The organism is Candidatus Poribacteria bacterium (genome assembly GCA_009839745.1).
Classification (GTDB): domain Bacteria; phylum Poribacteria; class WGA-4E; order WGA-4E; family WGA-3G; genus WGA-3G.
In genome coordinates, this window is record VXPE01000108.1 from 16124 (window position 1) to 38867 (window position 22744).

The 22744-nt window shown below is 48.3% G+C and carries 20 protein-coding genes; 16 read left to right on the forward strand and 4 right to left on the reverse strand.

Annotated elements, in window-relative coordinates; genetic code table 11:
- The first annotated feature begins 39 nt into the window (after positions 1-39).
- Positions 40-837 carry a sugar phosphate isomerase/epimerase gene (locus F4X88_16100; protein ID MYA57803.1) on the forward strand — a complete coding sequence of 266 codons (798 nt, stop codon included), beginning with the start codon at positions 40-42 and terminating at the stop codon, positions 835-837.
- A 16-nt stretch (positions 838-853) separates the two neighbouring features.
- Positions 854-2176, forward strand: coding sequence for an AAA family ATPase (locus tag F4X88_16105; GenBank protein MYA57804.1), 1323 nt, complete (start codon positions 854-856; stop codon positions 2174-2176).
- A gap of 65 nt (positions 2177-2241) precedes the next feature.
- Here the strand turns inward: F4X88_16105 and F4X88_16110 are convergent, their stop codons facing one another.
- Entirely contained in the window at positions 2242-3858 is a 1617-nt protein-coding gene (locus F4X88_16110) for a hypothetical protein (protein ID MYA57805.1), read from the reverse strand.
- A gap of 231 nt (positions 3859-4089) precedes the next feature.
- On the opposite strand from F4X88_16110, the gene F4X88_16115 reads away from it, so the two are divergent.
- From F4X88_16115 to F4X88_16140, 6 genes are all read left to right on the forward strand, one after another.
- Positions 4090-4638 carry a hypothetical protein gene (locus F4X88_16115; GenBank protein ID MYA57806.1) on the forward strand — a complete coding sequence of 183 codons (549 nt, stop codon included), beginning with the start codon at positions 4090-4092 and terminating at the stop codon, positions 4636-4638.
- A gap of 75 nt (positions 4639-4713) precedes the next feature.
- The gene (locus F4X88_16120; protein ID MYA57807.1) at positions 4714-5778 is read left to right on the forward strand and encodes a 3-isopropylmalate dehydrogenase; all 1065 of its coding nucleotides are present in this window, start codon (positions 4714-4716) and stop codon (positions 5776-5778) included.
- Positions 5779-5878: 100 nt separating this feature from the next.
- On the forward strand, positions 5879-6877 hold the full coding sequence (locus tag F4X88_16125; protein ID MYA57808.1) for a DUF4037 domain-containing protein: 999 nt from the start codon (positions 5879-5881) through the stop codon (positions 6875-6877).
- 25 nt (positions 6878-6902) lie between these two features.
- On the forward strand, positions 6903-7589 hold the full coding sequence (locus F4X88_16130) for a hypothetical protein (GenBank protein ID MYA57809.1): 687 nt from the start codon (positions 6903-6905) through the stop codon (positions 7587-7589).
- A 96-nt stretch (positions 7590-7685) separates the two neighbouring features.
- Positions 7686-8357: an HAD family hydrolase gene (locus F4X88_16135; GenBank protein ID MYA57810.1), complete on the forward strand. Its 672-nt coding sequence runs from the start codon at positions 7686-7688 to the stop codon at positions 8355-8357.
- Positions 8358-8417: 60 nt separating this feature from the next.
- Positions 8418-8891 carry a GNAT family N-acetyltransferase gene (locus tag F4X88_16140; protein ID MYA57811.1) on the forward strand — a complete coding sequence of 158 codons (474 nt, stop codon included), beginning with the start codon at positions 8418-8420 and terminating at the stop codon, positions 8889-8891.
- Between the two features lie 183 nt (positions 8892-9074).
- Here the strand turns inward: F4X88_16140 and F4X88_16145 are convergent, their stop codons facing one another.
- Positions 9075-11213 carry a hypothetical protein gene (locus tag F4X88_16145; protein ID MYA57812.1) on the reverse strand — a complete coding sequence of 713 codons (2139 nt, stop codon included), beginning with the start codon at positions 11211-11213 and terminating at the stop codon, positions 9075-9077.
- 25 nt (positions 11214-11238) lie between these two features.
- Entirely contained in the window at positions 11239-12303 is a 1065-nt protein-coding gene (locus tag F4X88_16150; protein MYA57813.1) for a hypothetical protein, read from the reverse strand.
- A gap of 159 nt (positions 12304-12462) precedes the next feature.
- On the opposite strand from F4X88_16150, the gene F4X88_16155 reads away from it, so the two are divergent.
- The 5 genes from F4X88_16155 to F4X88_16175 all read left to right on the forward strand — a co-directional run bounded on the left by F4X88_16155 (position 12463) and on the right by F4X88_16175 (position 16453).
- A complete protein-coding gene (locus tag F4X88_16155; protein ID MYA57814.1) occupies positions 12463-12750 on the forward strand; it encodes a type II toxin-antitoxin system HigB family toxin in 288 nt (95 codons plus the stop codon).
- A 3-nt stretch (positions 12751-12753) separates the two neighbouring features.
- Positions 12754-12981: a hypothetical protein gene (locus F4X88_16160; protein MYA57815.1), complete on the forward strand. Its 228-nt coding sequence runs from the start codon at positions 12754-12756 to the stop codon at positions 12979-12981.
- Positions 12982-13207: 226 nt separating this feature from the next.
- Positions 13208-14320, forward strand: coding sequence for an aminopeptidase (locus F4X88_16165; GenBank protein ID MYA57816.1), 1113 nt, complete (start codon positions 13208-13210; stop codon positions 14318-14320).
- Positions 14317-14802, forward strand: coding sequence for a hypothetical protein (locus tag F4X88_16170; protein ID MYA57817.1), 486 nt, complete (start codon positions 14317-14319; stop codon positions 14800-14802). The genes F4X88_16165 and F4X88_16170 overlap by 4 nt, the downstream gene beginning before the upstream one ends.
- Positions 14803-14986: 184 nt before the next feature.
- On the forward strand, positions 14987-16453 hold the full coding sequence (locus tag F4X88_16175) for a sulfatase-like hydrolase/transferase (GenBank protein MYA57818.1): 1467 nt from the start codon (positions 14987-14989) through the stop codon (positions 16451-16453).
- A gap of 518 nt (positions 16454-16971) precedes the next feature.
- Here F4X88_16175 and F4X88_16180 read toward each other — a convergent pair.
- A complete protein-coding gene (locus tag F4X88_16180) occupies positions 16972-17874 on the reverse strand; it encodes a hypothetical protein (GenBank protein MYA57819.1) in 903 nt (300 codons plus the stop codon).
- Between the two features lie 215 nt (positions 17875-18089).
- On the opposite strand from F4X88_16180, the gene F4X88_16185 reads away from it, so the two are divergent.
- The 3 genes from F4X88_16185 to F4X88_16195 all read left to right on the forward strand — a co-directional run bounded on the left by F4X88_16185 (position 18090) and on the right by F4X88_16195 (position 22741).
- Positions 18090-20297 (forward strand): hypothetical protein, encoded by a 2208-nt coding sequence (locus F4X88_16185; GenBank protein MYA57820.1) that lies wholly within the window; start codon positions 18090-18092, stop codon positions 20295-20297.
- Positions 20227-21399 (forward strand): hypothetical protein, encoded by a 1173-nt coding sequence (locus F4X88_16190; protein MYA57821.1) that lies wholly within the window; start codon positions 20227-20229, stop codon positions 21397-21399. The genes F4X88_16185 and F4X88_16190 overlap by 71 nt, the downstream gene beginning before the upstream one ends.
- A gap of 130 nt (positions 21400-21529) precedes the next feature.
- Positions 21530-22741 (forward strand): Gfo/Idh/MocA family oxidoreductase, encoded by a 1212-nt coding sequence (locus F4X88_16195; protein ID MYA57822.1) that lies wholly within the window; start codon positions 21530-21532, stop codon positions 22739-22741.
- Positions 22742-22744: the final 3 nt, after the last annotated feature.

Genomic DNA, 22744 nt, shown 5'->3' on the forward strand with positions numbered 1-22744 from the left:
TTTCATTCCGTCAATTCCCGTAAGTAAGGAGAAATATCCATGGGAAGATTCAGACTTGCCTGCCACCTCATTCAATTTGGGGGTGAACAGCGAGATAATCCGGAAAAAGTGTTGCGTGAAGTCGCTGACGCTGGGTGGGACGGTGTCGAAGGTTTAGGAATAGAAACAGCCGATGAACTCGTTGAAATGGCGACGCTCGCACGGAGTCTCGGACTTCATATTGTCAACGCCGGCGGAGCAGGACTTGACAGGGTTAAGTTTAATATCGCTCTGGGCAATGATGCCGCTGAAGTCCCTTCGTTGAGACGCTCAGAATGGGGTGGACCCGACCCAAGCGATACCGATTTCGAGAACGCCGCCCGAACGTTAGACGATGTCCTCGCGTTCTGTGACGCACACAATATCAAAGGCTTCCATCACGCACATCTCGGCACCCTGCTTGAGACGGTCGAGGATGCGGAACGCCTTTTGAGAGCAGCACCGAGTCTCTGGTTATTATTTGACACAGGACACATGCTCGCCGCTGGCAGTGATCCGATGCAGGTTTTTGAGAGCGAAAATTTGCGGCATCGAATTGGGCATGTCCATCTCAAAGACTGCCATTCAGACGATCCAGAAACATGGGATTATAGAACACACCGTTTCGGAGAACAAGCACGCTTTGCGGAACTGGGCGCGGGAAACCTGGGACTTGATGTCAAAGCTGCGCTAAAAGGACTCGAATCCGTCGGTTATGACGGATGGGTCTCTGTCGAACTCGACCGTCCTTATCCGCCGCGTCCACCCGCTGAAGCCGCAGTTGTAAACCGAGAGTATCTGCGGAGTTTGGGGTATTGAACGGAGGCATATTACTATGCTGAAGCGAATCAGAATTCAAGGGTATAAATCACTCGTGGATCTTGAGTTAAATCTCAAACCTCTTTCCGTGCTCGTTGGTCCTAACGCTTCGGGAAAAAGCAATTTCCTTGATGCCCTGCAACTTCTGTCCCGGATAACGACCTCCCAAACCTTGGAAGAAGCATTTGACCCGCCATATCGAGGACATCCGTTGGAATCGTTTACTTTTAGGGACGAGGGCATCAAGAGTCTTCTGGAAAAAGAAAGTGTGTCCTTTACTGTAGAGGTAGATGTCCAGCTTTCTGCTGCTGTTATTGACAGTGTCAATCGGCGTATTCAGGAAATAAGGGAAACAGCAGCGAAAAATACACAAAGTGTAGATAAATCTACTTCAGACCGACTGCCCCCCGTGCGCGAGGAGGACCTGCGGTATCGGATTGAGATTGAAATGCTCCCAAAGCAAGGAATTCTACGCGTGGCGGATGAACATCTCACAGCATTAACCGACGAGGGACGACCAAAACAGAACAGGAAGCCTTTCTTAGAGCGAATGGAAAATCGATTGCATCTACGGATGGAGGGGCAGGCACATCCCCTCTACTATGAACGCTATCTTGACTACAGCATTCTTTCGAGATCACACTATCCACCGCACTATCCGCATTTGATTGCCATGCAGCGAGAGTTGGCAAACTGGCTTACCTTCTACCTTGAGCCGAGAGAACAAATGCGACTCCCAAACCCAATCAAGGCGGTTTACGATATCGGATCGATGGGGGAGGACCTCGCAGCCTTTCTCAATACCTTGCAAACTCGTAATAAGCAACAATTTCAATCCGTCGAGAAATCGCTTCGGACGATGATTCCATCTATAACGGGAATTGATGTTAGTGTTAACGAATTAGGCGAGGTCGAATTGGATCTTCGTGAAGGTGAAAAGCGCATTTCTGCCCGCGTCCTGTCGGAAGGCACACTCCGAATTTTAGGACTCTTAGCACTTGTTAGTGCTGAGGCACCTCCTACATTGATAGGATTTGAGGAACCAGAGAACGGCGTTCATCCTCGTAGAATTCAGCGTATCGCCGAGTTTTTGGAAACCCGTATGCGTCTTGAAGATGTCCAATTTATTGTGACAACGCATTCATCGCTTCTGCCCGATCTCGTTCCCGCTGAATCTTTATATGTTTGTCGCAAGGTCAACAGGAATACAGAAATTGAGCCTTTCAATATGATGCATGTGGGTCCCCTATGGAAAAAGTCAGAGATTGAGGTAGCATTAGACGATGAAGATGCCTTATCCCCTTCCGAGCGTATCTTGAGAGGGGACTTTGATGCATAATATCAGTTTATTCGTTGAAGATATCCACCCACGCGATTTTTTTTAGGAACAGCAGGGCATCATTTTTATCCTAAGCCTGCCGCGTGTCGTCCAGCAGCTGGGTCACCAGCAGCGTAGCAGGTTCCACTATCTGTGTCGATATGGATCATGGAAGGCGCGGCAATGGCACCTCTGTGTGCTCTAACTTGATGGCCGCGACCGGCAAGCTCCTCTCGAACACCCTCACTCACACTATCGTTGATCGTTAACGAACCCGCTTGCCCGAACGTCTCTACACGGTTCGGATTCGGATCGAACGAATCTTCGTGATGCGCAGTGGCAAAACGCGGTGCTGTGACAGCCGCTTCGGGTTGCATACCAAACTCAACGAAATTGAGCAGTAAATTTATCGTCGCTTGATCCTGTAGATCCCCACCGGCAACGCTTATCGCTAAAATCGGGGTACCCTCTTTGAGAACGAGTGTCGGTGTTAGCGTGATTCTCGGACGCTTTCCGGGCTGGATACAATTCGGATGTCCAGGCGTTGTATTGAGGCTACGCAAACGGTTGCCGTAACTGACACCCGTCGGTCCGACCATGCCGCCTGCGTGATAGACGTTGGCACTCGGTGTCGCAGCGACGACATTCCCCCATCGGTCAGCAACCGCACAGGTCGTCGTTCCCCCCACTCCGGGTCGAAAGACACCACCTGCCTTTAGGGGTTCCATATTATCCACATCACCGGGTCTCGCCTCGTGTGAGGCTTTCTGCATATCAATGAGCGGTCGGCGAATTTCGGTATAGGCATCCGAAAGCAATGCGGCCATTGGAACATCAACAAATTCTGGGTCGCCATAATACGCGTCGCGGTCCGCCATCGCCAATTTAAGTGCCTCCGTAACCACATGCACATAGTCGGTCGAGGCATTACCCATCGCTTTGAGATCGAAACCTTCCAATAAACGCAACGCTTGACAGAGATAGGGACCCTGCGTCCAAGGACCGCACTTGTATACCCTATACCCGCGATAATCAACTGCTACAGGGGCCTCAATAAGCGTAACATGCGCAGCGAGGTCTGTCTTACGGAGGAACCCGCCCTTGTCAATGTAAAAACCTTCTAATGCATCGGCAATGTCGGTATCAGCACCGTTTCGTCCGTAGAAACGATCGCTTGCCGCTTGGATTTTGTCCTCACGGCTCCCAGATGTCTTCTGTTCCGATTCAACCATCCGACGCAGGGTGACCGCCAAATCAGGGTGCCAATCTGCCTCACCAGCATCAAGGAGTGCCAATGTAGGTGCGACGATCTCCTCAAACGTTTTGGTCCCGTAAAGTTTGAGTGTCGTTGTGCAGAGGTCCACAACCGACGGGACGGGTGCCATTTTGATGTCGCCGTTTGGAATCCCGTTTTCCATGTACCAATCGATGGCAGTCTGTGAAAGCGGTGCACGTCCTTGCCCGGAGAGCGATTTCACTTCCTGTTTTTCCGAGTCAAAGATAAGGAGTGGCACCTCACCCCCAATAGAACAGGCACCGTGGTCGGTGACATTGAGTGCAAGAATCGTTCCCGCCGCTGCGTCTGCCGCATTGCCATCCGCTTCCAGAATCTCGATCCCCGCGGCAACCGCTTTCGCACCCCCCGCGGCAACGACCCCGGTTTTACTAACAGCGTTCCAACCAATTTCTTGAGTGTTCGGCATCGGTTTCTCCTTTGCTTAAGTGTCAGAGATAGTTCTGATTTCCTTCTTTGCATGAGAGCATAGCATAAACTTCCATCTTATGCAATGCCTAACATCAAAGAACCATTCAACTCTCCTGATCGCGATACCGAGCACTACACTTGAATAGTGAGCAGAATTAGGATAAAATACTAATAGGTAATTCTAAAATCAACCAGAGTCAGTAAAAAACGTTAGAGGCAATAGAAAACGATGATCGAAATACAATCTCACAACCATGCAAGCGAACTTATTTCACTTTCTGGTGCCTATCTGGAACAGAATGAGAGTGAAAATAATTTGCCGATCGGTTTGGCTTATAGGCTCGCTGAGGACCCATACTATTACGGATCCGAATTGCCGCTGCTATTGAGTATTTTGGAGCATGGAAGAGTCGTTGGCGTTTCACTCATGACACCCCCTAAGAGAATCATCTTAAGCAGAATTAACGCGAACATCCAAACCGCTATCGTTCATCTTGTAGATCACCTCCGTGAAATTGACATCCAGATACCGGGAGTCGTTGGACCGGAGACAGAAGCCCAAGTCTTTTCTGAGTGTTGGGTTGAAGGCATGCTCGATGTATCAGCCAGCATAGACAAGCGAATGCGTGTATTTGAGGCGAGAGGCGTCACAAATCTACCACTTTCACCTTTAGCCAATCCAACTTCTAACAGCATCTACATCAAAATCGGTTATGTGCCAATCGGAGATGCGTTGGTTTTTGATTTTGTGTTCTCAGATGGACACAATACTGCCTAACCCTCTATCTTCAGTTGTGGTCCAAGATAACCTTCGCCAAACCAAAACGTAGACACCACTTTAGCAGGAGAAAATATGGCTGAATACAAGATTGCGGTAATTCGAGGAGACGGCATTGGAATTGAAGTGATGGAAGAAGGACTCAAGGTCCTCAACACCATCGCCGACAGGTATAACATCAAATGGGACTTTGTGGAGTTCCCTTGGGGCTCAGACTACTATTTCAAGCATGGGCACATGATGCCAGTCGATGCACTTGACACCTTGGCGACGTTCGACCAGATTTACCTCGGGGCAGTCGGACATCCTGATATCCAAGATCACGTGACGCTCAATGGGCTTTTGTTGCCGATCCGACGTAGATTCGATCAATACGTCTGTGAGCGACCGAGTGTCCTCTATCCCGGCATTAACACACCCCTCAAGGGTAAAGGTGCCTGGGATATTGATTTAGTGGTGATACGAGAGAACACAGAAGGGGAGTATGCCAACGTCGGTGGGTTCCAGTACCAAGGGTTTCCCGAAGAGGTCGGTGTGCAGGTTGGCGTATTTACGCGTCACGGCTGCGAGCGCATTATTACTTATGCCTTCGAGCAGGCTCGGGCACGAGACAAAAAATGCAAAGTCACTTCGGTCACCAAGTCGAACGCCCAAGGTTACGGCATGATTGTCTGGGACAAAGCCTTTGAGCGAGTGGCTGCAAAGTATCCCGACATAGAGACAGAATCGTTGCTTGTGGACGCGGCATGCATGGATTTCGTGCGGAGACCCGAGGACTTTGATGTCGTCGTCGCCAGTAATTTGTTTGGGGACATTCTCACGGACATCGGCGCGATTATCACCGGAAGCATGGGGTTGGCTCCGAGCGGCAATATCGACCCGCAACGCCGATTCCCGTCGATGTTCGAACCGGTTCACGGGAGTGCCCCCGACATCATGGGAATGGGCATCGCGAATCCGCTGGCGGCAATTATCTCTGGTTCGATGATGTTGCGTTTCATGGGTGAGGGGAAAGCGGCAGAAACAATAGATGCAGCCGTCCTAAAGGTCGTCGAAGAAGGGAAAATCCTCCCACCGGACCTTGACGGTCAAGCCACGACCTCACAGGTCGGCGACGCTGTAGTGAATGCGCTCGGCTAAGGTTTGAAACCTCGCCAGCAGTTTACAGGGCGCGTCACAATTTTACGTCCGTCCTATAGCAAACATTGAATCAAACCGTCGTATCATCTAAGAGGAGCTGATGAAAGAACAAGACTCTTCGCAATTCAATCCTAAAAACTATGCGTTACCGCTGAAGGGACACGTATACTGTAAAGTTTTATTTAATGAAGTCTTTCTACCCGTTTTAAAAAAACGCTTTCCAGATGTCCTTCCCCGCCTTAGTGCTGGAATCATCGGATTAGGATCCGATGTTCTTGGTGCCGATGACGAGCTGTCACGCGATCACGACTGGGGACCCAGTAAGTGCCAACTCCTGCTGCCGGAAGAGGATATCGCCGAGTATGGCTCTTCTATTTCTCAAGCTCTGGAGGCGGCTATCCCAGATGCGTTCTTAGGAATTGACACGACCAAATTGGAACCGAAGACCATACGGATAAACACCATCGACGCAGTCTATCATGATTTTCACGAATCTGCCTATCCACCTGTGACGATCGAGGAATGGGCTGCCGCCGATGATAACAACCTCTGCTATGCGTCGTCAGGTTTTGTTCTCTACGACCCGTCCAATGCCCTTAGCGAACGCATATCCGCTTTTCAAAAGGCGTACTACCCGGTAGACATCTGGAAGTGGAAGATCGCGAGTGATCTCTGGGGACTTTGGCACAATGGCGACTACAACTCGTGCTATCGTTTAGCGAAACGTGGAGATGGTATAGGTTTACTCATCGGCCAGGGTGCTTTTGTGGAAGGCACTCTCAGACTCCTGTGTCTGCTCAATAAACGCTTTCCCGTATACTGGAAATGGCTACACTGGCAGGCACAAAGCCTTCTGAAATGGATGGACAGGATAGAACCCTCTCTCAAGAAACTCGAATCGGCAAACAATCATGAAACGCGCAGCGAGATCATCCACACGATATGTCAATCAATTCGGGAAATCCTTTACAAGATGGATTTACTTCCCGATACAGAATGGCGCAATTACATGGGGAGCGAAGAGATTGCTCTGCAAATCGAATCGACGCAGGTGAAGGCGTTGATTCGGGAAAAAGAACCCCATTTGTATGTGTGGTAATTAACCTAACACACGGAGAATAGATATGACATTCATTTCAATTCATGACGCAGCAGCCAACGGGGATCTCGATACCCTAAAGAAAATCGTTGAACAGTACCCTCATCTGGTCAACCAAGACGACAGATACGCATGGTGTCCTATATTTCATGCCGGATTAAGACGGCACTACGATGTTGTTAAATATCTCATAGACTGTGGTGCCGATTTGGCAGCCCATGATGGCTATGCCATTCACTATGCTGGCGAAGTGCCAGACAATAAAGAAGTCGTATCACTACTCATTACGTATGGGGGGTTAGATGCACATGCCAAACCCTCGAGCGAAATTGCACGTCAGTTTATATACGCCGTTTTCTTAGCCAATGTGTCGCGAGTTAACGCAATGCTCCGAGACACCCCAAAGTTAGTGCAGGAGCGTTACGCCCGTGGCGATACAGCCTTGCATCATGCGACTCGAAACGGGGACCTGGAAATTGTAGAACAATTGGTCGGCAGTGGTGCGGATGTCAATCTAATATCAGATCACGGGCATTTTCCCCTCTACTGCGCAGCCGGTCATGGACATGTAGAAACGACGCAATATCTCGTAGAACACGGTGCCGATTTACACGCCAGACTCGGGGACGGCAAAACGGTCGTTGAGTGGCTAAAACAATATGCCGATCAAGATCGTCGCTTAAAATCTTGTCTGGATGTATTGGAGAGTTGATGTCTCAAAGACTACACGACGATCGCATCAAGGGTATGTTTTCATGTAAATCCACAAATAATATGAAAAAAATTATCAACCTAACGGAGCAGTGACTTGAAAGCAGTCTTCTTTGATTTATTTGAAACGCTTATCACCGAAAAAACGAGAAAAGATTTCCAAGCACGGGCTCCGTTTCATGAGCGACTGGGCACGACCGAAGATAAATCTTCGCTTTGGTGGGAGGAGAACGGTGATGCCGCGATGATGGGAAAATTCCCTGATTGTCTGGCGCACTTCACCGATCTTTGCATAGCCACCGAGTCGCCACTCACGAAAAATGAGATTATAACGGCTGCCCAAGAGCATGAGGTATGGAAATCAAAAGTCTTGCGTCGTGTTGAGCCTGAGATATTTGAAATGTTGCGCGCAGTCCGGGCGCGTGGACTGAAAGTGGGACTTATCAGCAATGCCTTACCAGAAGAGGTCCTCGCCTGGCGATTTTGCCCACTCCAAGATCATGTAGATCCTGTCGTATTTTCCTGCAGTGTCGGCGTAATGAAACCCGATAGGAAGATATTCGAGCTGGCTTGCTCACGGATGTGTGTTCAACCTTCTGAAGCCTATTTTGTTGGCGATGGCGGTTACGATGAACTACAGGGTGCGGCATCTGTCGGTATGAAGACGATTCAGGCAGCGTGGTACCAGGATCGAGATGTGAAATTGTCCGGCACATCTCCTTTAGTACGGGCAAACTCGATAAAAGACCTTCCCGAACTACTGTGTTAAATCAAGATGTAGACAAGGAATAATATAGATACTCTTTGACCTTGGAAAGGAAAAGCTCCAATGAAGGTACAGATCGCCACACGCGCCGATATTCCGGGTTGGCTTGAATTAGCATCGCAGGTTGAGTTTCTCTTCGGACCGATGGTTGACCAGCCTGATTTTCATCGCGCACTCCGCAAAAACATAGATCGGAAGAGTGCCTACTGTGTTCGAGAACAAGATCGGTCAGCCGGAGCCCCGTTGATAGGAGGTTTGTTTCTGTCCTTCAGAGAACACCATATCAACTGGTTATCTGTGGACCAGCAATGGCGTCGCAGGGGTGTCGGTACGGTTCTCTTAGAGCATGTATTTGGTTTGATCAAACCACCTGCTGAGTTATTTGTCACGACCTTCGGAGAGGATAATCCGGAAGGTCAGCCAGCACGTCAATTCTATAAGAAGATGGGCTTTGAACCCTTTGCAGAGGCACCTTCAGGACCGGAAGGAGGATCCAGAGAGATCCTTCAAAAATCCTTTCCAACACAACAGACATAGAAAAACAATGATTGAAATAATATCTCATACCCATGCAAGAGAACTGATTTCACTTTCGGGGACCTACCTCGAACAGAATGAGAGCGAAAACAACAGATCGAAGCTGCTGTCCTTCATCTCGTGCGCTACCTCCGTCCAACAGGGGTGGGAGTAAAAGGTGTTAACTTGTTGACAGTTAGTTCATTATTCCTTATTTTTTTCGGGAATACGGAAGCGCGGCTCGCCATCTGTTGATTGAATCGTAAAACCGCTCCAGCCCCACCTGTTATATCTACCTTTTACATGGGTATATACCACTTGCGTTAAATGCTCATCTGTAATTGTGATAGTGTAACGGCTATCAATCGTCTCATTTCCTACAGGAATCTGCAACCGCTGAATTTGTTTCTGACCATTCGCGATAAGATTCACTTCTAACGGTTCAGATCTATCCTCTTCATCTACTATATTTGCACTGAAATAACATATCACTTCGTAGGTCCCATTAGGAAGCGCGACTCGGAAAACGGCATCTTCTTTCCCCAAAATGCTATCTGCATAAGGTTGTGAAACCCCAAATTTGCTTTGTGACGCTTCACGCGCTGACACTGTTAACCAGCCGTATTTTCCATCAGTGTAAATTGTATCCACATATACAGGAATATGTCCGGGTGCTGTCTGCCCCTCTTCGGGCTGCATGTCAAAGGAGACAACGGTTCCGCCATTCCACATCTGTGGATCGGGTGGCGTGCGTTTGCGACGGTAGAGTCGATTATAGTCGTTAGCATCGATAAGATCATACTCTTCTTCCAAACCACTAACATCGCCATATTCTGTCCGCCAGATGATAGCGAAATCCGCAAGATGTTCCTTTTCCTTATACGCTTCCTTATACCGTAGCGGAAAATGGTCTGTATTTGCCTCGTAGTTATCCAGATAAGCGATCCCTTTATGCACCGCCAACAGACACTCAAGATGACCGAAGGGTTCAACGTATTTCGGTTCAAAACCGAGCGAATCTGAAAAACCACCCCATTCCCCCGGTTCACTCGTGAGAATTGTATCCTTTTCGTCCATCCCCTCCAACGAGATAGCATTGGCAATGTCTCGGTTCAACAAGGTATACGTGTGAACGTTGTAACCGAGATGCCATAAGGATAGAGCAATGATAATCACTCCCGCAGCAACGTTTATATGCCGATGCAAATTGACGGCAAAGAATGGAATCAAGATAAGGAATATGTAGAGATGAAACCGGTCATTTATCCAGCCACCGCTGTAGCCAGACCAAGGGGCTATGAAAAACATCACTGTGATAACGACAGACATGATCAGAAACCCGTCCATTTGTGACACAGCACGTGTCCAGAGCCGTTCGCCTGTCTCTTTCCATGCCTCTGATTTATGGAATTTGTAACACTGCCAGATTCTGTTGGTGATTGTCAGGACAATAGCGATAGCAAAAAAGATCAGCAGTACACGTCCGATCAGCACATGATCGTCTCGGAAAGAGACCAAGGATTTCATGCCAAAGAAGTAGTCGTTTAACCATTCAAAACCCTTATGGTTGCTGTTACCTCCGTGGTTGTTGGAAAGGTAGAAGTAGTAGGAGAACAGGATAAAGTAAGCAGGTATAAGACTCCCTATGAAAGTCAGTGTCGGTTTGTGCATCCCTATACTTACCTTGAGTCGGTGCATGAGTGGCTGTGATGTCTCCTTATGGCTCCATACCCGATGTAACACATCATAAGTCGATAAGAAGAGCGGGAAGAACGTCAATGACATGATAAGCAACGCGTAAGAGTGATAGTGGGTGAGGTAGGTCACCAACGACAATACGTATATGACAATGATGTTTGTCAGCCGGAGTTTATCCTTGACTCGCCACCAGTAACCCATTGTGAAGAAAAACAGGGACATACTGAGGACAAAGTTGTAGAAACCCATGTGGAGTAGGTAGTTGTAGGCACAAATAAACCCAAGCAGTCCAAACACTATATTCTTTTTCTCGACACGATTGAGGAAATAGAAAAGGGACAGCGGTAGGAGACCGATGCAGAGCGTAAGCACTATCTTTTCACAAACGAGCGGTGGAAAAACGTATAACAGGACGACAAGGAGCGCGTGGGAGGTCCAATTGGGGAAGATCGTGGCGTTCAGTTCGTAGACTTCGCGTAATCGGTAGTTCTCGTGATTGTGGTATTCCTTCACCACGTAGGAATTGTAGATATGACTCGCTCCATCTTGCGTCGGGAAATACTTGAAACCCCAGACCGGCAGAAGATGTAGCACCAGCATCACAATAACCGTAATATATCCAATAGAGAGTTGACGTGCTTTCATTACTTCCATCACCTCACCAATATATTTACCTCTTTTTTATTTTCCCCCACTCAATAGGTAGCAGCTGCGGTTGCGGCAACACATCCAATGTTATAGGATCGAACCAGTCGGCTAACGCGTTCGCCTGATACGGCACGCCAATATGTGTCAGTTGTGTTACCACTTGACTGCCTACATCAACTTTAAAGAGTTGGAGGTGACCAGCAATCTCTTGTGTATAAACGATTTCATCGCCGAGTGGCGACCAGACCGGATTTTTCGCTTTCGGACCGGCTTCGTTAACAATTTGCTGCACGTCAGTTCCATCAGAATTCATAATGTAAATTGTTTCCTGACTGAGCCATTCCGGTGGGACGCGGAAAGGTTTGCCGGGCATCGCATCCGGTGGGACTGGAAGCGGATTCTTATTCCAAGAAAAAGAGAGTTTGTCGCCCGTAACTGTCCATGCCGGATCTGCTTGCCATGCGGAGACCCCTTGCGGAAGGACTTGCCTTTGCCGCCGTGTGTGAATATTCAGAAGGACAAGACGATGGGACCCAAACGGATTTAATGTCAAGGCAATTTCTCTACCATCAGGTGACCACGCCGGATCAAAACCGTCGGCGACCAATTCTTCCATTTGCTTACCTATCGTAGCGATATAGATAACCTCACCCCGCTCGTAAGCGATCTGTTTTCCATCGGGTGACCACGTTGGGTTTTCTCTGCGTGCTGTCCGTTTGAATACTTTTTCGACGTTCCCGCCATCAGCATCCATGAGATATAGATCTCGCATACCATCGCGATCGGATACGAATAAAATCTGTTCGCCAGTCGGGGACCAGACAGGAAAAAGATCGTCTGCCAGATTTTTCGTTAAGTTCACCTGTTCGCTCCCATCGGGATTCATTAGGTAAATCTCGCGGTTAAGATCACGGGCAGACACAAATACGATTTTGGCAGTTCTCGGTGCCTGTGCCGAAATAGGGCAAACCCCTCCGTATAAGAAGACAACACTTAACACGAAGCAGAACAATAGAGATGAACCTTTCATCGAATTACCTCCAAGAGATCCTGAAAAAATAAATTTCCTTTTCTGTCTGAACTCCATTCTAATAGATTTTCGCTTTTGTTTCAATACCTCAAATCTTACAGGTTTCCAAAACTTGCTATCTATTTCAAATTGTGATAGACTACTCCCAAGATTGACATGTATAATAAAAAAACAAATGACTATTTACCACGGCTTAAGTCTTACCCATTGTACCGCATGCATATTATTACGCGAAGACGCCTAAATGAGTTCACCCAGAAATATCGGAATACCCAAGCATCACTTGAACATTGGTATCGATTAATGAAACAAGGCAACTTCCGATCATTTGCTGAACTGCGGACAACGTTTCCTCATGCTGATCAAGTCGGAAAATTAACGATTTTCAATATTAGTGGCAACAAGGCACGTCTTATTACGGCAATACACTACAATCGCCAAAAAGTCTATATTCGGGCAGTGCTAACACACGACGAATATAATAAAAGCAAATGGAAGGAATAAACCATGTTACGGGAAGTACAAACAGTTCAAAATGTATGGCCACTGCTAACAGAGGTCGTATTCGTTCCTCACGCACAAAGCGAATACCAACGGCTGACGGAGGTACTGGATAGTTTAATCGATGTCGTAGGTGAGGATGAAGATCATCCCTTGGCTTCACTCATGGAAGTTATCAGTGTATTGATTGAAAAATATGAAGACGAACATGTCCCAGAATTGACAGAAATATAGTCTATAAGTTGGAGCGATGGAAATCCCCAGTATTGTTATAATCGGCGATGATTCACAGGCTGGAACGTATATCTTAGGACTTACGCGGAGAAGCGATAAATCGCCTCACTACGAGCGCAAATCCCTTGTAAATACAAGCATTTCACCAAAGTGTATCAGTTTGTAGACGAAAAGACTGCGCATTGCATAAGTCCTGTCCAATTACAATATTTTTTTTGAGGTAAATATGCACGATCCACGACTTGATAAACTCGCAAATGTTCTCACAACCCATTCCACGAGAATCCAACCCGGTGAATTCACGCTCATTGAAGGCATAGACATCCCACAAGAGATGGTCATTGCCCTCATCCGAGCCGTTCGGAAAGCGGGTGGTATACCCCTCGTGGAACTCAAGCAGAACCGCATCCAACGTGAAATTATTCTCAACGGAGACGATGCCGGAATAAAATTGATTGGTGAATACGAAATATATCGGATAAAAAAGGTCCAGGCGTATATCGGTATCCGTGGGAGCCACAATATCACAGAGCTGTCTGATGTCCCAGCAGAAGCAATGCAACGCTATCAAAAGCATTGGATACGTCCCCTCAACGATATCCGCGTGCCACACACAAAATGGGTCGTTCTACGGTGGCCCTACCCGGCAATGGCACAACAGGCACAGATGAGCACAGAAGCGTTCGAGGACTACTATTTCGACGTTTGCACGCTTGACTACAGCCGAATGGAACAGGCGATGAAACCCCTCACGTCTCTGATGGAGGAAACGGATGAAGTTCACATCGTCGGGCAAGACACCGATCTCCGGTTCAGCATCAAGGATATTCCTGTGATCCCGTGTGCTGGCGAAAAGAATATTCCCGATGGTGAATGCTTCACCGCGCCTGTGCGAGATTCCATCAACGGCACTATCCATTTCAATACACCCACAATCTATCAGGGAACGACCTTCACTGATATTCGCCTCGGCTTTGAAAACGGTAAAATCGTTGAGGCAACGGCGAATAACACCGAAAGACTGAACGATATTCTTGACACAGACGAGGGGGCGCGGTATATCGGTGAGTTTTCCATCGCCTTCAATCCGTATATCACGAACCCGATGCTTGACATTCTGTTCGATGAGAAAATCGCCGGATCGTTTCATTTCACACCCGGTCAGGCTTACGAGGAGGCGGATAACAGTGTCCGTTCCGCGGTCCATTGGGATATGGTCATGATACAGACACCAGAACATGGGGGTGGAGAGATGTACTTCGACGGAAACCTGATTCGGAAGGACGGCCGGTTTGTTCATCCTGAATTAGAAGCATTGAATCCGGAGAATCTAAAATGAGTAGAAAACAACACCCGGTATATGGGGATCCTGAGCGATTTGAAGTTGTTGCAGATTTCATCGCCGAACGATACGGCAACACAATCCACGCTATTGCCGATGTTGCTGGTGGGAAGGGAATATTAACCCGTCTTCTCACCAAAAAGAAAAATTTTGCATGTGAACTCATTGATCCGCGTCGCACAGTCCTCAAAGGCATCGACCATCGTCCCGATCAATTTGAGCCTGAGATGGCAGATTATTATGACCTGTTGGTTGGGCTCCATCCCGATGGTGCGTTGCGGCAGTTGGGAGAGGCGGCACTGGTTCGACCCGCCGTGATCATTCCGTGTTGCAATTTCTGGGATGAAGAACGGCGTGGGCAATACGAGTTGTTGACGGCAATTGAGGATTTCTATCGGCGACATTCGGTCCAGTTTGAGCGAATTGAACTCGACTTCAAGGGACCGAAGAACATCGCTATCGTCTCCGAACCTTTTTAACTATGGGCCCCTGGACTGTGCTCCATTACATTACGCACAGGGGGTTGGTTAAGTCGTGACCGAAACAGGAATATGGACGGTATAGTATCAAACCATAAGCCTGCAACAACGGAGCAGGCAACTCGAACACGAAAATTACTAAGTTCACAGATGCTATGACTTATCCGCAAGGAAAAATTAAAAAATGGCACAATCTCCTAATATTCTCTTTCTTCTTACCGACCAACAACGTTTCGATTCACTCGGTTGCAACGGCGCACCTATTTGCAGAACACCTGCTATCGATGAAATCGCCGCAACAGGCATGCGGTTCACCAATGCCTACACCCCTATCGCGCTCTGTTCACCAGCACGCGGCTCTCTACTCACTGGACTTTACCCCCACAATCACGGACAGTTGTCAAACATGGGCAACTTCAACGCCGTGTTTGCGAACCAGATCCTCGACAAACCGGCGTATCCTAAACTTCTTGGCGAGGCAGGGTATCGGGTCAGCTGCATCGGTAAGTGGCATCTTGCGAAGGAAGGCGACACAGCGTTTTGGGGTTACGATAAGTGGCATCCCTATCGCGAGTGGCACCAATGGCTCCGCGAGGACGGGATTGATTTCCGAATTGACAGGGATGCCGTCCAGCCGTATGAGTGGGGTGGGGAGGCACCTTTCTATGGGAGACACCCGCTCCCGGCTGAAAGGACGATGGAAGCGTGGACGGCAGACAAAACGATCGAACTCATCAACGGTTACTCCGATTCTGAACACCCTTTTATGATCGCTGCGAATTTCTTTGGACCGCACTTCCCGTATGCCGTGCCAGCACCTTACGACACGATGTATGATCCCGACACTGCTGAACGGTGGGGCAACTTTGACGAACAATTCATCAACAAACCGCTCATCCAGCAGAAGGAGATGCTCCGGTGGAACGCCAGTCACTTGACATGGCCCGATTGGCAGAAGGTCATCGCGGCTTATTGGGGATTCTGCACCTTCATTGATGACCAAGTGCGCCGAATTCTCGACTGCCTTGAGGCGAACGGCTTAGCAGAAAATACCGTCGTTATCTTTTCAACCGACCACGGCGATATGCTCGGCAGCCATCGGCTTTTCAACAAGGGGTTCCACATGTATGAAGAGACACACCACATTCCGCTTGTCATCCGGTACCCCGGCACGACATCACCCGGAACGACGTGTGATGAATTCGTGAATCTTGTGGATCTTATGCCGACGTTTTTGGAACTCGGGGGTGCAAAGATGCCCGAACGTCCTAATATCGGCTCGCAAGCTTCGCCGGAGCTCGATGGAAGGTCCATTATGCCGTTGTTAAGAGGGGAAACGGTAGAGGATTGGCCCGATGACGTGTTCGCTGAATTTCACGGGTATGAACCGACGCTTGCCTCTGTCAGGATGGTACGGACGAATTCGTGGAAATACGTCTATAACCCATACAGTGAGGACGAACTCTACGACATGAAGAGCGATCCTCATGAACTCCATAACTTGGCGAACCATCTCGGATACAAGCACGTCCTCCGCCGTATGAAGGCACGTATGGTCGATCGTCTGCGTGAAACGCGGGACAACATCGTTATGGAAGGCGGATGGCAGAGCAATTCGTTTGATCTACTGGTTTCAGAACGGGAACGGTAGGACCGAAGTTGCCTCGTCTACTATGGAACGCCACATTACTTTTACACTTATAGTAGATTTGGCAAATAAGTTTACATCTTTGTAGCATACTATAGAAACCAAAAATGACACTATCCTTTAACAATTCACGCCTTGTGCTAAATAACTGTTTGTAAAACACAACTTCACAGAAGTGCCATTTTTTTATCTGTTTCTCACGAGTTCTGCCCCTCTTGAGTCCCGTAGGGACGATATGTTTATAGAAAAACGGCATACACCCCCTTTCAGTCCCGTAGGGACGATATGTTTATTTCAGGACTTACGCACTTTTGACTGTCGTCTGTTCTGTGAGATGAGATTTTTCGGAAAACACAGTGTTCTGGTGGAAACCCACACTAAAAGTTTATGCTACAAAAGAGCAGTATGCGTAAGTCCTATATTTCATAAAACTAAACACCTGTGAAAACAGAAGAAACGACATGTTAATTAGCACAAGTCGTTATAATACCCTTTCGGCATCCAAAAACGGTGCGCTTGCTTTATTCCTGCGGCGTTCCATTTGACGGCTCCAATAGCTGCAGGAGTGCCATTTTCATATCTGGTTCCAAACTTTGTAAATCGTCTTGGCTAAGGCCTGCTAATCTTTCACCAACTGTCAAACCTTGAACCCGTTGGGAAACTGTTAAACCTTGAACCCGTTGGGAAACTGTTAAACCATCCATACGTTCTTCGGGGGTCATTTTTTTCAGGAGGTCGGTCCCCATAACATCAACGATCTGTTGGAGTTGCTTTTCGTATAAACTCTGTTTTCCTGCCATGTCTAATATCTCCTTTGTAAGTGCTGGTTCGATGCGCGAAGCATAATAAATGTAAGTTATATCCTCCTCGCCTACAATACGTTCAACAAATTGCCGAAACTTCTCCTTTGAGGTAGCAAAAAGGAGAAGCGGATAATTTTTCGGGACAAGTTCAAGTTCGTTGCACACAAATAGGTTCACCGGAAAGATGTCTGTACTTCTGTAATGCCCCGCACTTTCTGACTCCCACTTCACATCAAGATTAGAGTGATAAAGGAGTTTCCTCGGTTGGCGAGCAGAAATAATCGTAACCGTCATTAAAGAAGACGATATATTCTTTTCACCAAGGTAGAGGTAACTGCGACCCCTAATCAGGTGGTATTCAGACTGTGTTAAGGGATCCTCTTTACCCTTAAACTCAATCTGATTATGGATGCGGAAATAATTGAAAATCGTTTGTTTATGGACTTTTAAACGTTCGGTTTCCTGTTCCAGAACGACAAGCGCATCCATCGTCCGAGGCAAACGACTGATCTCTACTTGCGTCTCAACAGGGAGCGACAGTTGTGCAAATTTAAACGCCATGACTTCCTTGAGTACTGGATCTAGAAAATCGCGCCCTGTCGTTGCGTGGTCAACAGACATTAAATTTCTCCACTATCTATTTTAACACATAAGCCACCTTTTTATTTTTTAGGTTGTTTTAGAAATAATGGCTCTTTTAAAAAATTATAACACAGGCGACTTGAATCGTCAAATAGAAAACAGGGGCACACGGGAATCTGCGATTCAGATTTGAAAAAAATAAGGAAATATGATAACATGTTTACCAAATTCCTATCCTCGTTAGGAGGGCGTTGATGGTTATCACAGTCGACGAAAGCTATCGCCATAAGAGGGATCGTACTGAACAGCAGCTCTTCGCAGTCGTTGAGCAGAATACGCCGGATTCCATAAAAACACCCCTGTTTCCGCAAGATGAACCAAAAGCATTCACGTTCCAACTTGATAAGGAACTGATTGCGCGTTTGAACCTCTGGGAATGGTTCCGTAACTACGCGAAAGAAGCACAGGTCTCGACCGCCGGTATCCGCGGGCCACAAAATATTTTATACCCATGGGACACCCGCTTCCCGATTAACCAGATTGGGATTATTTTAGCAACGCTCGGAAAAAGTCTCGTCGCGAATGAAACCACAGATGGAAGGTTGGTTGAAAAGCTCGCAGGATGTGAGGTGCGCTACAACTCGCAGAAATATGTTGAACACATCGCCCGTATCCAAGCCGCACAAGGGATTCGGACGTATGTGCCGAAATCATTTGGCACCCTCCCCATCTGGATGGCATCCTTTTTGATCTTTATGCTTGATTTAGACGGCGGCGAACATGTCACGTCAAGCCATTCCGTCAGCACAAAAAACGCCACCAAAGACCTCAACAATCAGGGAAGCCAATACCTGCCCGAGGAATCCATGCGGTTCGTCAACAAAATTGAAGAGATTCTCACAATCGCTGAGACGGACGGCTATCCCATTCAGTTCAGTGCCGTTAGCGACGCTCACATCGATTTTGAACGACTGGAGGAACTTCACGACGGCGTGCAGCTGTATGTCGGCTATCTCAAAGACGGCGTTGCTACAGATGCGAATCTCAAACTCATCCGCGAGACGAAACCTTCGATTGTTGTCGATTGTGTTGGTGGGTGTATGTATCGTCCGATGCGTGCCATCTTTGAACGGTTGGGAATCGCCAACTCTGTTCGCTGGCTCCACGTTGAGGCGGACCCGCTCTATCACAACATCGGAAAACTCGATCGGAATCCGAAAACGGGTGAAACTGAATTTTACGATCTCGGTTGCGACTTTAGTATCCTCAATGTCGTCACATCCACAGATTACGCAACGAAACTCAAATCGCAGCCTATCGGAACCATTATCGAAGCGACCGATCCAGATGGCGACCGACTCATCGTCTGTGAAATAGAGGATGCATCACGATCAGAAACGTTGGAACAACTCGGCATTGATTTTCTTGATCTCGGTGACGCCCGACTCTTGACGATTTATACGCCGAATCAAGCGTTCCTTATGTTGATGGACTTCTACGCCAAGCAACTGAAAACCTCCGGTCTTTGGAAAGATCATCCGCGGTTCATGATTAAGACAACCCCCTCTGCGCTCGCTTGGGATCAGTGGGGTGATGCGAACACTGTGAAGGTCATTAACGTTCCTGTCGGTTTCAAGGAGATCGCCGCGATTATGAAAAAGATTGAACGACAGTTGGCTGATGCCCCAGAGGCACCCGTTGTTGTTCAAGATGTCTACGGTAAAACGATTTCACTCGGTGTCCAACCGCGACTGATTTTCGCAGGTGAAGAGAGCGGAGGAATGATTACCGGTCCCGAAAAACTCATCCAGAGCCAAAGCGGTCGCACAGCGATTGCGATGCGCGAAAAATCGGCAGGTGAATCCATGGTTCTGGTTACGGCACTCGCAGCACATTGTAAAGCGGCGAATATCACCCTCTCTGATTATCTCGCAGCTGTCTTTGCAGAGAGCCAAATCACAGCGATGTATGACGTGAGAGAGGACATCACGTATTACAACGAATCGGAGCCGAATCCTGAAAAACTCCGGGCAGCGAAGCGTGAAGGCGAGATGAAACGCGATAAAAACGACCTGTTTTTTCTCGGCATTGCCATTGCGCTCCGAGATGGGATAATAGATATAGAACAAGCACGCGCTATCCTCTCAGATGCCCTGCCGAGCCTTGACTTCTCAACGCTTGAGGATGTCAGATTTGTTGGCGACGGAAGTTATCTCAAGTTTCACGATAAATGTGTTGAGGTCCGAAAGTCCGGCACGGATGCGAAAACCAAAGCCTACGCCTCTGGCAGCGATAAGGACGTCTGTCGGAAGTTCGCCAAAGCCTTCGGTGAAGCAAGTGGTGAATTAACCGAACTTTACACCGAACAAATAGGTCAAAATTACTTAGGGGATGTTGAAAGCAGAGCACGCCAGATTTACAATGCATTTCAGTCAGCTAAAAAAGGAGATTATCATGATTAGAACGATTATCGCTTTACTCGGAGTTGCGATGCTTTTTTGTTTCGCAACAGTTTCCGAAGCAGCGTGGACGATCCTGCGTGAAGACAACTTCGTCCGAGATGATGGAATTGATGCCAGATTACAAGATGTCTATTTCATGGATAACGAGAGAGGTTTGGTCGTTGGAGATAACGGTTTAATATTGGTGACGACGGACGGTGGCAAAATCTGGGGCAAAATCGAAGTTGATATGCGTCCCCCCGGTGCCGTGCAAAGACCAGGCGGACGTCCGGGGGGTGGCGGTGGTCCCCCCGGTGCGGGTGGTCCCCCAGCGGGTATGTTCGGTGGTGGCGGTGGTGCGCCGCTCTATAATATCTACTTTGTAGATGAAAACGTCGGCTATATCACTGGCGGTAGAGCGACTATCCTGAAGACCGAAGACGGGGGTAAAACTTGGACACGGAAAATGGCGATGAGCGATACCCCCGGACGTGATGGTAGGCCAGGACGCCTTCGCGCCAATCTGATGGGTATCCAGATGATTAGTGAAACAACCGGTTTCATTGCCGGAAGCGAGAACACGATCCTCAAAACAACCGATGGCGGCGAAACGTGGGTAGGGAGTTCCGAACGGGCACGCGTCGGCGAGACCCGGAACAACCTTGAAAATATCTGGTTCGTCTCCCCTACAATGGGTTGGGTTATCGGTTCCTTCGGAACGCTCCTGCACACCACGGATGGCGGTGAAACCTGGGAGAAACGGAACCTTGCCAGCGTCGATGATAACCTGTTTGGTATCCACTTCGTTGATGAAAACATGGGTTGGATATGCGGACAAGGCGGCTTAATTCTTCATACCGCCGACGGCGGTGCAACGTGGAATCAGCAAAAAACCGACTCATACGACGATCTCCACGATATTATCTTCGTTGATGCCATGGTCGGTTGGGTAGTCGGCGGCTATAACACTATTTTACACACAACCGATGGCGGCAAAACTTGGAACAAGCCCCCTGCATCAGTGGGTGGAATTGATAGTTTTAAAGGCGTTCATGCAACCGACTCGAATAACTGTTGGACAGTTAACGATGGAGGGGTCATCGCAGGATACAAAGCCCAATAGTTGTCAGTTATCAGTTGTCAGTTTTAACCATCAACTCGTGCTTTAACATTTATACCGGAGTCGATGTTGATGGTTAAAGTTAAGAATGTTCCTGTAACAAATCACTATCTTTTCATTTAAAGGAAAAGCAATGTCAGAACTCAGAAGCCATAACGTCACGATGCTCGGCACTGGACTCATCGGAATGTTCTACACGATGACACTCCACAACCAGCGCGGCGCAGACCGCGTCCACAGCGTCTATTCACGGCGCGAAGAACGCGCGACAGCGTTCGCCGAAGAGTGGAACATCCCGCACGCAACAACCGATCTCTCAGAGGCGATCAATCACCCTGAAACGGATACCGTTGTTATTGGATTACCCAATAACTTGCACCTGAAAGCCGTGGAACTCGCGGCAGCAGCCGGCAAAAGCATCCTCTCTACGAAACCTCTTGGACGCACTGCTGAAGAGGCGAAAGCGATGTTGGACATCGTTGAAAACGCCGGTGTATTTGGCGGTTATCTTGAAGATCTCGTCTATCCCCCCAAAACCCTCAAAGCGTTAGAGTCCGTCCACAACGGTGCCCTCGGTAAGATCCTGTGGGTGCGTTCCCGCGAGACGCATCCGGGTCCACATAGTGATTGGTTCTGGGATCTGGAGCAAGCAGGCGGTGGTGCCATTGTCGATATGGGATGCCACTGCATCGAGATCATCCGAAACTTCGTCGGGAAAAATAACAGACCGCTTGAGGTGATGTGCTGGGCAGACACGCTCGTACATCCCATTGATGCGGAAGACCACGGCATTGCGCTTATCCGATTTGAGAGTGGAGCAATGGGACAATTCGAGGTCGGCTGGGCATTCCGAGGCGGCATGGATTTGCGTGACGAGGTCTCCGGGAGTGAAGGAACCATCTGGCTCAACCACTGGCTCCGCACAGGTTATGAGATGTTCACGGCTGTCGGGCAGGGGGGATACGTCGCTGAGAAAGCAGAGAGCGACACGGGTTGGCTCTTCCCCGTTGGTGATGAGGTTGCGGAGCTTGGCTATCGCGATATGTTCCTCGATATGTTCAACGCGATTGACGAAGGACGTGAACCGATGGAAACCTTCTATGACGGTTACGTCGTGAACGCTATTATCGATGCTTGTTATAAATCCGCGAAATCTAAACAGTGGGAAGTCGTTGAACTTCAGGAGTGGCGGGGTACAACAGAAACCGCCGATGCACAAACCACCGAGGCGGATGCCGATGAGCGATATGCCCCTCTCAAGAGTGAACGGATGCCGGATGGCAGAATGAAACGCATCTTCAGGGACCGGGAAACCGGGGAGATTATTGAGAGAGTAGAGGCTTAAAAA